15 protein-coding genes are annotated in these 13,909 nt (G+C 72.9%); 10 read left to right on the forward strand and 5 right to left on the reverse strand.

Annotated elements, in window-relative coordinates:
* Nucleotides 1–73: 73 nt before the first annotated feature.
* Nucleotides 74–610, forward strand: coding sequence for a dihydrofolate reductase family protein (locus ACQEVU_RS15375; protein ID WP_433323878.1), 537 nt, complete (start codon nucleotides 74–76; stop codon nucleotides 608–610).
* Between the two features lie 69 nt (nucleotides 611–679).
* On the opposite strand, the gene ACQEVU_RS15380 is transcribed toward ACQEVU_RS15375, so the two are convergent.
* Complete coding sequence (locus tag ACQEVU_RS15380; protein ID WP_433323880.1) at nucleotides 680–1,297, reverse strand: hypothetical protein; 618 nt, start codon at nucleotides 1,295–1,297, stop codon at nucleotides 680–682.
* A gap of 256 nt (nucleotides 1,298–1,553) precedes the next feature.
* Here ACQEVU_RS15380 and ACQEVU_RS15385 point away from each other — a divergent pair, with 256 nt between their 5' ends.
* Both ACQEVU_RS15385 and ACQEVU_RS15390 read left to right on the forward strand, forming a co-directional pair.
* On the forward strand, nucleotides 1,554–1,850 hold the full coding sequence (locus ACQEVU_RS15385; RefSeq protein ID WP_433323882.1) for a hypothetical protein: 297 nt from the start codon (nucleotides 1,554–1,556) through the stop codon (nucleotides 1,848–1,850).
* A 24-nt stretch (nucleotides 1,851–1,874) separates the two neighbouring features.
* The gene (locus ACQEVU_RS15390) at nucleotides 1,875–3,644 is read left to right on the forward strand and encodes a GUN4 domain-containing protein (protein ID WP_433323884.1); all 1,770 of its coding nucleotides are present in this window, start codon (nucleotides 1,875–1,877) and stop codon (nucleotides 3,642–3,644) included.
* 49 nt (nucleotides 3,645–3,693) lie between these two features.
* On the opposite strand, the gene ACQEVU_RS15395 is transcribed toward ACQEVU_RS15390, so the two are convergent.
* On the reverse strand, nucleotides 3,694–5,316 hold the full coding sequence (locus ACQEVU_RS15395) for an FAD-dependent monooxygenase (RefSeq protein WP_433323886.1): 1,623 nt from the start codon (nucleotides 5,314–5,316) through the stop codon (nucleotides 3,694–3,696).
* A gap of 184 nt (nucleotides 5,317–5,500) precedes the next feature.
* On the opposite strand from ACQEVU_RS15395, the gene ACQEVU_RS15400 reads away from it, so the two are divergent.
* Nucleotides 5,501–6,607 carry a sensor histidine kinase gene (locus tag ACQEVU_RS15400; RefSeq protein WP_433334948.1) on the forward strand — a complete coding sequence of 369 codons (1,107 nt, stop codon included), beginning with the start codon at nucleotides 5,501–5,503 and terminating at the stop codon, nucleotides 6,605–6,607.
* Complete coding sequence (locus tag ACQEVU_RS15405) at nucleotides 6,604–7,260, forward strand: response regulator (protein ID WP_433323888.1); 657 nt, start codon at nucleotides 6,604–6,606, stop codon at nucleotides 7,258–7,260. The genes ACQEVU_RS15400 and ACQEVU_RS15405 overlap by 4 nt, the downstream gene beginning before the upstream one ends.
* Before the next feature lie 88 nt (nucleotides 7,261–7,348).
* Here the strand turns inward: ACQEVU_RS15405 and ACQEVU_RS15410 are convergent, their stop codons facing one another.
* The gene (locus ACQEVU_RS15410; RefSeq protein WP_433323890.1) at nucleotides 7,349–7,561 is read right to left on the reverse strand and encodes a hypothetical protein; all 213 of its coding nucleotides are present in this window, start codon (nucleotides 7,559–7,561) and stop codon (nucleotides 7,349–7,351) included.
* A gap of 68 nt (nucleotides 7,562–7,629) precedes the next feature.
* On the opposite strand from ACQEVU_RS15410, the gene ACQEVU_RS15415 reads away from it, so the two are divergent.
* The 3 genes from ACQEVU_RS15415 (at nucleotide 7,630) to ACQEVU_RS15425 (ending at nucleotide 10,536) form a co-directional block, all read left to right on the forward strand.
* Nucleotides 7,630–7,791, forward strand: a complete 162-nt coding sequence (locus ACQEVU_RS15415) for a hypothetical protein (RefSeq protein ID WP_433323892.1) — start codon at nucleotides 7,630–7,632, stop codon at nucleotides 7,789–7,791.
* 92 nt (nucleotides 7,792–7,883) lie between these two features.
* Entirely contained in the window at nucleotides 7,884–8,699 is an 816-nt protein-coding gene (locus ACQEVU_RS15420; RefSeq protein ID WP_433323894.1) for an SAM-dependent methyltransferase, read from the forward strand.
* Nucleotides 8,700–8,760: 61 nt separating this feature from the next.
* Nucleotides 8,761–10,536, forward strand: coding sequence for a putative bifunctional diguanylate cyclase/phosphodiesterase (locus ACQEVU_RS15425; protein ID WP_433323896.1), 1,776 nt, complete (start codon nucleotides 8,761–8,763; stop codon nucleotides 10,534–10,536).
* A gap of 14 nt (nucleotides 10,537–10,550) precedes the next feature.
* Here ACQEVU_RS15425 and ACQEVU_RS15430 read toward each other — a convergent pair whose 3' ends face one another.
* Nucleotides 10,551–11,633: a dipeptide epimerase gene (locus tag ACQEVU_RS15430; RefSeq protein WP_433323898.1), complete on the reverse strand. Its 1,083-nt coding sequence runs from the start codon at nucleotides 11,631–11,633 to the stop codon at nucleotides 10,551–10,553.
* Between the two features lie 124 nt (nucleotides 11,634–11,757).
* Between ACQEVU_RS15430 and ACQEVU_RS15435 the strand changes: the two genes are divergently transcribed.
* Together ACQEVU_RS15435 and ACQEVU_RS15440 are read left to right on the forward strand one after the other, a co-directional pair.
* Complete coding sequence (locus ACQEVU_RS15435; protein WP_433323900.1) at nucleotides 11,758–12,441, forward strand: TetR/AcrR family transcriptional regulator; 684 nt, start codon at nucleotides 11,758–11,760, stop codon at nucleotides 12,439–12,441.
* Nucleotides 12,442–12,467: 26 nt separating this feature from the next.
* Nucleotides 12,468–12,845 (forward strand): VOC family protein, encoded by a 378-nt coding sequence (locus ACQEVU_RS15440; protein ID WP_433323902.1) that lies wholly within the window; start codon nucleotides 12,468–12,470, stop codon nucleotides 12,843–12,845.
* Between the two features lie 222 nt (nucleotides 12,846–13,067).
* Here ACQEVU_RS15440 and ACQEVU_RS15445 read toward each other — a convergent pair whose 3' ends face one another.
* Nucleotides 13,068–13,883 (reverse strand): helix-turn-helix transcriptional regulator, encoded by an 816-nt coding sequence (locus ACQEVU_RS15445; RefSeq protein ID WP_433323904.1) that lies wholly within the window; start codon nucleotides 13,881–13,883, stop codon nucleotides 13,068–13,070.
* Nucleotides 13,884–13,909 lie beyond the last annotated feature (26 nt).

Raw genomic sequence — 13,909 nt, forward strand, 5'->3', positions numbered from 1 at the left:
CAATGTACTGTTAGGTGAGCGTGAGCCTCAGTCGGTCAACCGGTAGCATCGGGACCGATCGGAGGTGCGGGACGTGCGAAAGATCGTCGTGTACGAGTTGTTGTCCCTCGACGGGGTTGCCGAGGACCCGGACGGCTTCGTCGCCGACTGGGACGACGCGATGGACGCCAACCTGGCCGCTGTGATCGCGACCCAGGACGCGGTCATCCTCGGCCGCCGCAGCTACACCGAGTGGGCGCGGTTCTGGCCGACCAGCGAGATCCAGCCGTTCGCGACGTTCATCAACGGCGTCACGAAGTACGTCGCGACGTCGACGCCCCTTGACCAGAATTGGGCCAACGCGACGGCGCTCGACGGCGGGCTGGTCGACTTCGTCCGGGACCTCAAGCAGCAGCCCGGCGGCGACGTCGGCGTCCACGCGAGCATCTCGGTCGCGCAGGCACTGCTCGCCGCCGACGTCGTCGACGAACTCAGGCTCGTGGTGGCGCCGAGGATCGCCGGCCAGGGACGACGACTCCTCGAGGGCCTGCCCTCGATCCGGCTCGAACCGGTCGGCAGCGAGACCTCACCGACCGGCTCGCTGCTCCTGCACTACCGCGTGATTCGCTAGGGCTGGCAACCGGCGATCTTCCGGGTTCGGAAGGGCGAGGACGCCGTGGCGCTCCTGGCGTGCCGTCCGTCAGAACATCGCAGAGGGAAGTGCGTTCGGCACCCGGCGCGATGTACAGGAGGCCCGGCGATGAGCGGTCCGTTCTCCGATCAGCAGTTCGACCAGTCCGGCTGGTCCGCGTATGACATTGCCGCGTGGGCCGAGATTCAGCAGTGGAAGGAGAGCCAGATCCGCAGGGCGGGCCGGCACCTGCTTCCGGCGCGAGCTCGTGAGTCCATCGAACGATGGAAGAGAGCGGCGGCTGAGCGGATCCGCACGGTGCAGGACTCGCACGAGTTCCTGGCCGCGGTGGGGCGGTCGGTCGAGTCCCTTGCGGTGCACGGGTCGAAGCTGGCGCTGCATACGCTGGATGAGCAGCGCGTGATGGACGCATATCGGCGCAAGGGCCATGCCGTGGAGCGCCTCAGCGACATTCGCCGCCTGAGCCTGGCCGAGATCGAGGAGGTCATGCCGCCCCTCGACCTCATGTACAGCTCGCTGGCGGCGATCGAAGGAGCCGCCGCCGGTCTGGTGATCAGCGGCGGCGAGATCGCGACCGGGGCCGGGGTGGGGCCGGCGGCGGTCGTGGGCGCGGTCGGCGCCGACCTGGCGGTGACGCTCATGGCGACCGTGCGCGCGGTCGGTCACATCGGCCTGTACTACGGCTACGGTGTGCGGGACCGGCGGGAGCTCACCCTTGCGCTGTCGATGCTGGGGCCGGTGTTCGCCGCCGAGTCGGCGGTGAAGGTGGCTTCCTTCGCCGAGGTGAGCAGGGCCGCTCAGTGGCTGCTGCCGAGGCTGGACGCAGAAACCCGGCTGGTTCGCCCGGCAGATCGCGAAGCTGGGCATCGGGATCACGCGCGCACCGGCTCCGCTGGTGATCGGCCGGTCGGACCCGGTCGCCGTGCGGCTGCTGGCCAAGGTCCTCACCCGGTTCGGCTATCAGGCCAGCGCGAAGAACCTGGCCAAGGTGCTGCCGCTGCTGGGTATCGTGCTCGGTGCCGGACAGAACGCGTACCTGTTGCATCGCACCGCGGATCACGCACGGCACCTCTACCGCGAGGTGTTCCTGGCCGAGAAGTACGGCGTCGCGCTGCCCGCCGGCACCGCGGCACCTTCGGCGGACGTGGTGCCCGTGACCGAGATCGCCCAGGCGATCGACGCCGCCGGTGAGGCGGATGATCGTGTCGAGCGTCACTGACGATCGTCGCGCGGGGCGGTGCCGGTGAACGAGGCGTCGCCGCCGGTTCCGCGCTCCCGCGATGTCGCCGTCATCGTCGGCGTCAACCGCAACGTCACCATGGCAACCGGCGTCCTGTCGTGCGCGGAGGCGGACGCCGTGGCGCTGGCCGAGCTGTTCGGGCACCTGGGGCTGGCCGCCGATCGCATCAAGGTGCTCATCGGGGGCGACGCCACCCGCGCGGCCGTCATGGGCGTCGTCACCGACCTGCCGCAGCGGTTCCCGCAGCTCGACGCCGGCGACCGGATCTGGTTCTGCTTCAGCGGCCACGGCCTGATCGATCTCGACGGCCGGGGCCACCTGCTCGTGCACGACACCTACCGGGAATCCGGCTCCCGTCTGCGCAACAGCGTCGTCGTCGGTGAGGTCATCGACCGCCTGCGCGCGCCGGTGGGAGAGCCCCGGCATCGGCCGCCCCGGGACAAGCCCAACATCATCATGCTGCTCGACGCGTGCCGGAGCCGGCCGTCCACTCGCGGACGCTCCGCCGATCTCGACTTCGCCAACGCCTTGCGCGCGCTGATCGACACGAAACCATCCGGAACCGTGGTGATCTCGGGCTGTCCCGAGGGGCAGCTGTCCTTCGAGGATCACGAACGTGGCCTGGGCCTGCTCACGGAGGCATTCGTCGATCTCATGACGCCTCCCTCGCGGCCCCGCACGCTTGCCGAACTGAACGGCCCGCTGGCCCAGCGTGTCCTGGCCCGCTCCCGCGAGCTCAACATCAACTGGCGCCAGTCCCCGACCATCATGGCCGAACCGGCGGAGCTGGTGGAGGGCCTGCTCCTCGCACCGCAACTGCTGCACCACGCGGACATCGTCGAGCTGCACAGCCACAGCCGCGAGGTCCAAGACGACCTGTCCGCGGCAATGCTGTTCGAGAACCTGTCCCATGCGGCGGTCCACACCGACGACGCCGACCTGTTCACCAGGCCGCTGCGCCGCCGGATCGGCGGGAGACGTCGGCCGCGCCCGGCGTCGTCGGCGTCCGCGCTGGATCTCGACAAGCTTGACGACCTGATCAGACACGGCCGGCTCCGCGACGCCGACCGGGAGACACTGCGCCTGGTGCTGCAGTCGGCCGGCCGTGACCCGCAGTCCATCCGCACCCACCTGCTCAGCCCGGACGACGTCGCGGCGACCTCGGTCGACGACCTGCTGGACATCGACGACTGTTGGCGCCGGCACAGCGGCGGGCGGTTCGGGTTCCTGGCCCAGCTCGAGGCGGCCGAGCTGTCTGCCTGGGATGCCACCGCATTCGCCAACCGGGTCGGCTGGCACCCGCGCGAGCACTGGGTGTTTTACTCCGAGGCGCGGTGGACCTCCGCGGCGCCGCCCGGCCATCTGCCCATCCTCGGCCCAGCCGGCGGCATCGAACCGCCATGGCGGCTCACCGCCGGCTCCTACGGACATGCGCTGGCCGGGTTGGTCGTGATGCCGGGTGCCGTGATCCGCCAGGCACGCGACAGCGCGACGGTGAACCTGGCCCACAGCGCGCCGATACCGGAGCCGTTCACCTGGCGCGAATACCTCCGGCTGGAACGGGCTCATGCTGCCGAGGCCCTGGTCGGCGCGGGCCACGGGCGAATACGACCGCTCGGCGGACGCCTGAGCGAGGCGCCGGTTCGTAGTCTGTTCTCGTCGAAGGCCTCGTTCCTTTCGGCCGTGTGGGCCTACACGCGCGCGACGCTGCTCCGGCGCCTCGCCGACGAACCGTACCCGGCGATCTGCGCCGGCAGCGATCTGCCGGGATGAGCCAAACACGACCATGGCAGGCCAGGAAATTCTCCGGCGGCAGGTGGCGTCACGAACGGGCGGTGGGCAGCGCGTGGGTGGTCGCGCCGCGGACCGTGTCCAGGATGGTGAGCCAGTTGTCCGGTGGGGTGTCGTCGCGCCACGCCACGTGGTGGTCGGGGCGGACCAGGACCAGGCGCCGGCCCCAGCAGGCGCGGACCGCCGGGTCCGTCAGCGGAAGATGCGCCATGGGGATGCCGCGCGACACCGCGGCCGCGCAGAGCGGCGCGCCGGCGCCGTCGTCCGTCAGGTCGACGAGCGTGAACTGCGCGCCGAGGCGGTCGAAGAGCTGGGCGCCGTCCGACAGGCGGACCGCCGGCGGGCGGCCGCCGGGCCAGGTGCTCGGGGTGATGCGCCGGCCGTGCAGGCTCGGCGGGGTGCCGCGCTCGTGCCAGATGACCGGCGACGTGGCGTAGCGGGCGCCGAAGCCGATGCCGGCGTCGTCGACCACGTGCGGTTCCTGGCGCAGCACGCCGGCCAGGTAGTCCTGCGGGGCGCCGGCCGCGGCCAGGCGGGCGAAGCGGCGGCGGGTCTCCAGCCCGCGCGACAGGATTTCGCGGTCCATCAGGGCGGCCGGGCGGCGCTCCGCCTCGTAGCTGTCCAGCAGCGCCGGGGCCGCCCATCCATTGTGGACGGCGGCCAGCTTCCAGCCGAGGTCGACGGCGTCGGCGATGCCGGTGTCGGACGTGTCACCGGCGGGGCGGAAGCGGTGGGCGGCCTCGCCGGCCAGGAAGACGGGGCCGCGGCGGTACGACGAAGCGACCTCCAGGGCGTCGGTCCAGTCCTGGACGCCGAGCACCTCCAGCGAGCCGTCGTCGAGGAAGCCGTGCAGCAGGGACGCCGGGTCGGGGCGCGACAGCGGGTCGACGGCGACGTGGGCGACCCAGGCGTCGCGTTCGTCGCGGGAGAGCAGCGTCAGGCCGCCGACGACGATCGTGGACAGGCCGGGGCCGCGGGAGCGCAGCGCCAGCTCCTTGCTGCGCAAGGAGATCGCCCGGTACGGCACCGGGGTCCCCAGGCCCTCCAGGCCGATGTCCGCGCAGGAACGCACGATGCTGGCGGGCCCGTCGCAGCCGGCGACGTAGCGCGCGGCGACGGTGACCGGGGCGCCGTCGCGGGCGTCGTGCAGCGTTGCGGTCGCGCCGTCGGCGTCGACGCGCAGCTGCGTGCACGTCCAGCCCTCGCGCAGGTCGACGAGCGGGGCGGCGCGCAGGGCCGCGCGCAGGGTCGCGGTCAGGTGGCTGCCGAAGACGGGCTGGTGGTGCTCGGCGGGGGCGCTGCCGTCGTTGACGGTGGCGTACCGCTGGCGTAGCTGGTTGACCGAGGGGCGCTGGGCGACGAGAACCGGCGGGCGGTCCAGGCGGCGGCTCCACACGACGTCGGTGGCGGCGTCGGCGTCCACGCCCGCGCGGCGGATGCCGGCGCTCAGGCCCAGGCGGCGCAGCAGCTCCATGCTGCGGCCGCCCAGGTGGTCGAGGGCGTCGTGGCGCGGGGGCGGGTCGCCCCGGTCGACCACCAGCGACGGCACGCCGTGGTGGGCGAGCTCGAGGGCCAGCACGGCGCCGACCGGGCCGGCTCCTACCACCAGCACGGGAGTCCGCAGTACCGTCGCCGCCACACCGACCTCGATCACGTTGGGTTTCCGGTTCTGCGCCGATTGTTGTTGTTGCTGGTGATCGGCTTGAACAGCCGTTCGCCCGGGGCTTGCCGCGCTCGGCCCGGTGCACGATGACCGTTCGGACGCCGCGTTCCACGGGGTGGCGGTACTTTCGGCCGGTCCGGGCCGACCTCGCGTTTCCTAACCTGGAGCCGTGAGGATGGTTGATCGGCTCGTCGACGCCGCGCTCGCGCTGGTGGTCGCGGCGCTGCTGGCCGCGACGGCGCTCGCGCTCGCGGCCAGCTGGGGCGGCCTGTTCTGGCTTCCGGGGCTGGCCTGTGGCGCCGCCGTAGGGGCGATCGCGCTGCTGCGCCGGCGCTCGCCCCTGCCGGCCGCCGTCGCGGGGCTCGTGGTCGCCGCGGGCGGCGTCATCGCGGCGCGGGTCGCGGGGCTGCCGGTCGAGCCGCAGCCGGCCCTGGCCGTCGGGCTCGCGGCGCTCGTCGCGAGCGCGGTGCGGCGCCTGGGCGTGCGGCCCGCCGCCGCCGTCGCCGGGGCCGCGCTGGCGACCCTGGCCGCGGGGCCGCTGCTGTCGGCCCGGCCCACGTCGGGTGGCGCGACCGTCGTCGCCGTCGCCGACGTGCTGATCTGGGTGGCCGGCGCCGGCGCGGGGCTGTGGCTGCGCTCGGTCGGGCAGGCCCGGCGGCGGACCGCCGAGGCCGTACGCCGGGAGGAGCGCCTCGCCCTCGCCCGCGAGCTGCACGACGTCGTCGCCCACCACGTCACCGGCATCGTCGTGCAGGCGCAGGCGGCCCGCGTCGTGGCGCGGCGGCGGCCGGATGGGCTCGAGGAGTCGGTCGCCGGCATCGAGGCGGCCGGGTCGGAGGCGCTCGCCGCGATGCGCCGGGTCGTCGGGCTGCTGCGCGACAACGCCGACGCCGCGGCCACGACCAGCGCGCCCGAGGGAATCGCGGACCTCGTGCGGCGCTTCCAGGACCGCAACGCCGCGCGCGACGTGCGCCTCGAGCTGGCGGCCGGGGCCGAGGGCTGGGCGCCGGAGCTGACCAGCACGGTGTACCGCATCGTGCAGGAGTCGCTGACCAACGTCGCCCGCCACGCGGCGCAGGCCTCGACGGTCGGCGTGCGGATAGCGCGGGACGGCGACGAGGTGACCGTCGAGGTCGCCGACGACGGGGCCGCCCCGCCGCCCGGGGACAAGGGGTTCGGGCTCATCGGCATGCGGGAGCGGGTCGAGGCGCTCGGCGGGAGCCTCGCCGCCGGGCCGGTCGCGCCGCGCGGGTGGTCGGTGCGGGCCCGGCTGCCGCGATGAGCGCGCCGATCCGGGTGCTCATCGCCGACGACCAGGCGATGATCCGCGGCGGGCTGCGGCTCATCCTCGAGGACCAGGACGACATTACGGTCGTGGGCGAGGCCGCCGACGGGGTCGAGGCGATCGAGGCGGCCCGGCGGCTGCGGCCCGACGTGTGCCTCGTCGACATCCGCATGCCGCGCCTCGACGGGCTCGAGGTGACCCGGGCCCTGGCGGGGCCGGGCGTGGCCGATCCGCTGCGGGTCATCGTGGTGACGACGTTCGACCTCGACGACTACGTCTACGGTGCGCTGCGCGGGGGCGCCGCCGGGTTCATCCTCAAGGACGCCGGGCCGGCGCTGCTGGTCGAGGCGGTGCGGGCCGCGCACGCGGGCGATGCGCTGGTGTCGCCGTCGATCACGGTACGACTCCTGCGGCACCTGAAACCGCCGGGGCGGACCCTGGCGGCGGACGCGCGCCTGTCCGGGCGGGAGGTCGAGGTCGTGCGGCTCATCGCCCGCGGGCGCACCAACCAGGAGATCGGCGCCGAGCTGTTCATCTCGCTGAGCACCGTCAAGGGGCACGTGTCGACGGTCCAGACCAAGCTCGGGCTGCGCAACCGGGTCGAGATCGCGGCGTGGGCGTGGGAGCACGGGGTGGCCGGCGAGCCGTAGCCGACCCGGGCGGCGCCGGCCCCGGACGGATCGCCCGGCGTCAGGTCGCCGGCCGCATGTACGCCCGTTGACGGCGGGGAAACCGACATCACTCGTCGAGCCACGTGATGACCGTGGGCTCGGCCGAGGGCTCCGGGGACGCCGGTGGCGGGGGCCGGTCGGGCTCGGCGCGGCGGTACCGCTCGTAGTCGAAGTCGCCGACCGGCCCGGGCGGGCGGTGGAAGATCCCGGCGGCCGTCTCCCGGTTCGCGTACCAGGCCGGCGGGTCGGCGTCGTCCGTGGGCCGTCTCCTTCGGGTCACGTTGCACCTCCTGCCCTGGTGTACGGGGCGAGGGGCGTCCCGGGATCAGCGCGGGCCGCGCCGGCCGCATGGATCGGCTACGGTCCCGCGAGGTCCGACACGACACGGGGCAGCTGGCCCCGGTCGGCGAGGAGCTTGCGCAGTTCTGCTACGTGCAGCGCACGCCGAAGGACAAGACGTACCAGGTCCGGATATTGCCGCGCGACGGCGGCGTGCCGGTGATCACCTGACCGCCCGGCGCGGATTGACAATGCTGCGTGGCCCGGCGATTGTCGACGCACCGAAACGACGAAGGCGCGAGGAGACCGGGACAGGTGGGGGCATGACGCGTCCGGAATGGGCACCGGAAGAGGTCGACATCAATGTGCCGAACGCGGCCCGGATGTACGACTACTCGCTCGGCGGGTTCCACAACTTCGCCGCCGACCGGGAGATGGTCGAGAAGGTCGTGTCGCTCGCGCCGAACGCGCGCCAGATCGGCCTGGCCAACCGGGCGTTCCTGGGCCGGGTGGTGCGCCGGATGGTCGCCGACGGCGTGCGCCAGTTCCTCGACGTCGGCTCCGGCATCCCGACCCTCGCCAACGTCCACGAGGTGGCGCAGGAGGTCGATCCGGAGGCCCGGGTCATGTACGTCGACTTCGACCCGGTCGCCGTCGCACACGGCCGCGCGATCCTGGCCGGCAACCCACGCGCCGAGGCCATCCGCGGCGACGTGCGCCGCCCGGACGACATCGTCCGCCACCCCGAGGTGACCGGGCTGCTGGACTTCACCGAGCCCGTGGCGGTGCTGCTCATCGCGGTCCTGCACTTCGTGCCGGACGCCGACGACCCGGCGGGGATCGTGCGCCGGTTCCGGGAGGCGATCCGGCCCGGCAGCATGATCGCGATCTCGCACGGCTCGCCGCCGCCGCTGCGCCCGGAGGCCGCCGACGCGGTCAGCGACGTGTACCAGCGCACGTCCACGCCCCTGCACCTGCGGACCGCGGACCAGATCGCCGGGCTGCTCGACGGCCTCGAGATCGTCGCGCCGGGTGTCGTGCCGGTCACCGACTGGCACCCCGAGCCGGAGGACGCCGGCACCGAGGCGCGGCCGGAGGTCCTGGCCGCCGTGGGAAGGAAACCGTTCGGCCGCAATTGACCAAGACATCGACGTCCGTCTGGCATACTCTCCGGCTGAAGCGGTGTGCGGAAGGACGGCGATGAGGCCCGAACCCCTTGCCGGCGTGGACGAGTTCACGCGAGCCTGGAGCCGAGTCGTCACCGATCACATAGTGCTACGCCACAGTCGCGGCGAGGTGTACACCCTCCTGGGTCGTTTCGTGCGGCGGGTCGCCGACGCGCTGCGGGCGGAGCCGTTCGCGGCCGAGCCGGGGCAGCGCATCGGCGCCGACCTGGTGGCGGCCGGCATCGCCACGCCCGAGCTGATCGGGCGCACGGCGACGCTGTTCGGCCGGCGGTTCCTGGACGACGTGCCGCTGGCGCATCCCGACGCCCGGACGCGCCTCGACGAGGTGCTCGGCGCGATGCTGACCGGCTGGACGGCGGCCCTGATCGAGCACACGGTGGCGGCGCAGGAGAACCTGCGCCGGGCCGAGCTCACCGACCGGCAGAGCATCGAGCGGGCCCTCGCCCGCAGCGAGCGGCGGGCCAGCCTGGCCATGCTGCGCCACCGGCTCACCGACCTGCCCAACCGCAACGCCATGCTGCAGCGGCTGACCGACGCCGTGGCCGGGCACCCGCCGCACGCCCGGCTCGGGCTGTGCCTGATCAACCTGGACCGCTTCAAGACGGTGAACGACAGCCTGGGGTACCACATCGGCGACCAGGTGCTGCGCACGGTCGCGCATCGGCTCGACCGGCTCGCCGTGACCTACGGTCATTTCGCCGCGCACCTGGGCGCCGACACCTTCGCGCTGCTCATCGAGGACACCGCCGGGCCGGAGGAGGTCACGAAGTTCGCCGCCTCGGCGCTCGAGGCGATCGCGCACACGTTCCCCATCAACAACGGCCACAACCTGCCGATCGGGGCGAGCATCGGCGTGGCCGAGCAGGCGGTGGCCGACGCGGATGCCGCCGCTCTGCTCGGCGCCGCCGAACGGGCGCTCGCCTGGGCCAAGGCCGAGCGCCGCGGACGCTGGATGGTCTTCGATCCCGTCCGGGCCGGCGTCGAGGCGGCCCGGCACGCGCTGAGCGCCGAGATTCCCGACGCGCTCACCCGCGATGAGTTCGTGGTGTACTACCAGCCGCTGATCGATCTGGCCGGTGGGCGCCTCGCCGGGGCGGAGGCGCTGGTGCGCTGGCGGCATCCGGTCCGCGGCCTGCTCGGCCCGGGCCAGTTCATCGACCTGGCCGAGCACACCGGCCTGATCGTGCCGCTCGGCGAGCACGTGCTGCGTCACGCCTGCGCGCAGGCCGCCGAGTGGCGCGCGCTGGACCCGGAGCATCCGCTGTACGTCAGCGTGAACATCGCCGCCGCCCAGCTGGCCCGGCCCGGCCTGGCCGCCACCGTCAGCGCGGTGCTCGACGAGACGGGGTTGCCGCCCGGCCTGCTGCAGATCGAGGTCACCGAGAACGTGCTCCTCGACCCGCCGAGCCTCGGCACGCTCGACGAGCTCGCCCGCCTCGGCGTGCGAATCGCGCTGGACGACTTCGGGACCGGCAACTGCCGGCTGGGCGAGCTGAGCCACCTGCCCGTGCACACGGTGAAGATCGCGGCGTGCTTCATCGGGTTCCTGCGCGACCCGGAGCCCGAACACCACGCCGATCGCATCGTGCTCGACGCGATGATCAAGCTCGGCCGCGACCTCGACCTCGCCGTCACCGCCGAGGGCATCGAGACCGCGGCCCAGGCGCGGCGGCTGCTCGACATGGGCTGCGACACCGGCCAGGGTTACCACCTGGGCCGCCCGCAACCGGCCGAGCGCATCGCCGATCTGCTCCACGCCCGACATCGTATGGGCGTGTGGCCCCAATAGCAAGAGAGCTGCGGTTAGAACCAGCGCTCGAGGTCGACGCCGGTGCCGGGGGCGGCGGGCAGGGAGACGGCCTCGCCGGCGTAGCGCAGGCCGCCCTCGACGATGCCGTCGGCCATGAACAGGGGCGTGTCGAGGTCGACGTACCCGCACAGGGGCTGCATCGCCTCGGCCAGCGCCGCCGAGAAGGACATCGACACGGCCGTCTCGACCATCCCGCCGATCATGCACGTCATGCCCGCGGACCGGGCGATGGCCAGCACGTCGAGCGCGTCGACGACGCCGAACTTCATGAGCTTCACGTTGAGCGAGCTGACGCCCATGGCGGCGACCCGCAGCGCGTCGGCGGGGCTGCGCACCGACTCGTCGGCGCACACCGGCACCCCGGACTCGCGCTCGAGTGCGCGCAGCTCGTCGGGCCGGTCGGCGGCGACCGGCTGCTCGAACAGCCGCAGCCGGATGCCCTCGGCGGCCAGGCCGGCCAGGAACGCGCGGGCCTGTTCGAAGGTGTACCCGGCGTTGGCGTCGACGATCAGCCCGGCGCCCGGCGCGGCGTCGCGGATGCCGCGCAGACGGGCGACGTCGGCCTCCCAGCCGCCCGCGCCGACCTTCACCTTGAGCGTGCCGAACCCGGCGGCGACCGCCCGGCGGGCCGAGCGTTGCGCGTGCCCGGCGTCGCCGGCGGGGATGGTGATGTCGGTGCGCAGCGCGCCCGCGCGGCCGCCGAAGAGGTCGACGAGCGCGACCCGGGCGTGGCGGGCGAACGCGTCGAACAGCGCCTGCTCGACGCCGCACAGGGCGGCCGGCGCACCGGCCAGCGCCGGGCGCAGCGCCGCGTGCAGCCGCCGCCACTGGGCGACGTCGCGGCCGAGGACGAGCTCGGCGATGCCGTCCAGGGCGGCGAGAGTACTGGCCTGGGTCTCGCCGGAGACGGCCTCGAACGGCGCGGCCTCGCCGTAGCCGACCGTGCCGTCGCGCAGCCGGATCCGTACGAAGACGTTGCGCGCGATCGCCGGCGCGCCGCCGGCGATCGCGAAGGGCTCAAGGAGCTGCACCTCGACGGGCTGGAACCGTACGTCGTCGATGATCCGCTCCGTCATGGCCATCGACCCTAACACCGCGATCGCGGCTCACCCGGCCGCAGCGCCCTCGTCGGCGGCCGTGGTCCCCGGCGCGCCACAACCTGGATTGGAACGTTGTTCCAGGCATGTCAAGATGGAGGGCATGGCAAGTAGGACGCGTCACACCGAGCGCCGCGAGGACGCGCTGTCGCGGGAGCGGATCGTCGAGGCCGCCGTGGAGCTGCTCGACGCCGACGGCGAGGGCGGGCTGACCTTCCGGGCGCTCGGCGCGCAGCTCAAGACGGGGCCCGGCGCGATCTACTGGCACGTGGCGAACAAGCACGAGCTCCTGGCCGCCGCCACCGACAGCGTCCTGGCCGGCCTGCTGGCCGCGGACCCCGCCGGAGCCACGCCGCAGGACGCCGTCCGGTCGGTCGCCCTCGGCGTGTTCGACGCGATCGACGAACACCCGTGGATCGGCACGCAGCTGTCCCGGCTCGCCTCGCAGTCGGCGACGCTGCGGCTCTTCGAGCGCCTCGGCCGGCAGCTGCAGGCGCTCGGCGTGCCCGACGCCGCCCAGTTCGACTCCGCCTCGGCGCTGCTGAACTACATCCTCGGCGTCGCCGGCCAGAACGCCGCGAACGCCCGCGCGCAGGAGCCGGGGACGAGCCGCAGCGACGTCCTCGGCGCCGAGTCGGCCCTGTGGGCGAGCCTCGACCCGGCCGAGTTCCCGTTCATCCGCAACGTCGCCGACCAGCTGCGCGAGCACGACGACCGGGCCCAGTTCCTCGCCGGCGTGGACCTCATCCTCGCCGGCATCACCGCCCTCGGCCGGGGCGTTGCCTGAAGAGCGGCCCGGATATCGTACGAATCATGGTCTCGCTGATTCGTAACGTCTCCTTCGACTGCTCGGACCCCTACGCGCTGGCCCGGTTCTGGAGCGGCGTGATCGGCCACCCGGTCCACCCGGAGTGCGCGCCGGGCGACGCCGAGGTGGTCATCGAGCCGCCGGCCGGCCCCCGGCTGTACTTCCAGGCGGTGCCGGAGGCCAAGGTCGTCAAGAACCGCATGCACGTCTGCCTGGAGCCGAGCGACGTCGGCCTGGACGCGGAGGTCGACCGCCTGCTCGCCCTCGGCGCGGCGACGGTCGCCGACCACCGCACGGCCGACGGCGCCGGCTGGGTCGTCCTGGCCGACCCGGCGGGCAACGAGTTCTGCGTGACCGGATCGGCCGCGGAGCGCCATCCCTGACCCTCGGTGGCACGAGCGTGAGTTGATCTTGACGTCAGGGTGTGCATCCTCGCGGACAACCAGGTATTACTGGTCAGGACGCTGGTGACGGCGCATAGTGGCGGGCAAGGTCGGTGGCGAGGGCGCGGAGGTGAGCCCTGGCTTCGGTGGGGCCGTGCACCGTGATGGCGCTCCCGAACGGCAGCAATGCTCGTACGTCCTCAAGATGCCTGAAGCGGATTGTCACCTTGTGGCGGTGGCGGATTCTTCGTCGTTGTCCCGGACGAGTCGTAGGCCGAAAATCCGTTGCGCTCGCTCGATCTGGGTCTGGTCGATGGTGGCGCTGACCTCTATCGCGTGGCTGTGTGCCCATTGGTCGATGAGCGCTGCAGCGACGGTGGCCAGGGTCTGGTTCTGGCGGATCCGTCGTGGCCGGTCGACTTCTTTCCACGCCGTGATCCGTTCGAGTCGGTACATCCGTGGCACTCGGGCACAGTCGGCGACGAGATACCAGATGCCGGCCTTGGCGAGCAGCCCGTAGGGATCCACGACCACGTCACGTGGGCATGGCTCGCGTGGACTGTCGTACGCGATCCGTAGCCGGCGACCTCGTCGCACCGATCCGATCAGCGAAGCCGGAGTCGTGCCGGAAGCTCGCGACTGGAGCCAGGGACGGCTGTCCACGTGCACGACATCGGTGAGCGGCAGGAGCTCATGAACTCGACGTGACTGTGTAGCGGCGAGCTTGGCGAGCGCGCGCCGGCTCTCGACCGATGCGTCGAGCTCCGTGCGCTGCTGCTCATCCAGCCCGATGAGCGAGAGATGATCACGCTCGCCAGGCGTGAGCCGCGTGAGGTCGAGCCCGGACCCGGGCAGCATGGCGACGCCGCCGAGGCGGCCCCGGTGCGCGGTCACCGGCAGACCGGCGTCCCGCAGCCAGTTCAGGTCCCGGGTGATGGTTCGGAGGGAAACCCCGAGCGCCGAGGCGAGTTCCTGTGTGGTCGCGCCATCCCTCGATTCGAGAAGCAGCATCAGGGCGAAGAAACGGTCCGGGGTCACCCACCAAGTTTCTCAAGAAATTGCGA

It is taken from the genome of Dactylosporangium sp. CA-139066 (assembly GCF_050936175.1).
In the GTDB taxonomy this organism is placed as follows: domain Bacteria; phylum Actinomycetota; class Actinomycetes; order Mycobacteriales; family Micromonosporaceae; genus Dactylosporangium.

Coding starts and splice junctions, on each gene's coding strand:
- ACQEVU_RS15400 (WP_433334948.1), top strand. CDS start 5,501: ATGGTTGATCGGCTCGTCGACGCCGCGCTCGCGCTGGTGGTCGCGGCG.
- ACQEVU_RS15405 (WP_433323888.1), top strand. CDS start 6,604: ATGAGCGCGCCGATCCGGGTGCTCATCGCCGACGACCAGGCGATGATC.
- ACQEVU_RS15415 (WP_433323892.1), top strand. CDS start 7,630: ATGGATCGGCTACGGTCCCGCGAGGTCCGACACGACACGGGGCAGCTG.
- ACQEVU_RS15420 (WP_433323894.1), top strand. CDS start 7,884: ATGACGCGTCCGGAATGGGCACCGGAAGAGGTCGACATCAATGTGCCG.
- ACQEVU_RS15425 (WP_433323896.1), top strand. CDS start 8,761: ATGAGGCCCGAACCCCTTGCCGGCGTGGACGAGTTCACGCGAGCCTGG.
- ACQEVU_RS15430 (WP_433323898.1), bottom strand. CDS start 11,633: ATGACGGAGCGGATCATCGACGACGTACGGTTCCAGCCCGTCGAGGTG.
- ACQEVU_RS15435 (WP_433323900.1), top strand. CDS start 11,758: ATGGCAAGTAGGACGCGTCACACCGAGCGCCGCGAGGACGCGCTGTCG.
- ACQEVU_RS15440 (WP_433323902.1), top strand. CDS start 12,468: ATGGTCTCGCTGATTCGTAACGTCTCCTTCGACTGCTCGGACCCCTAC.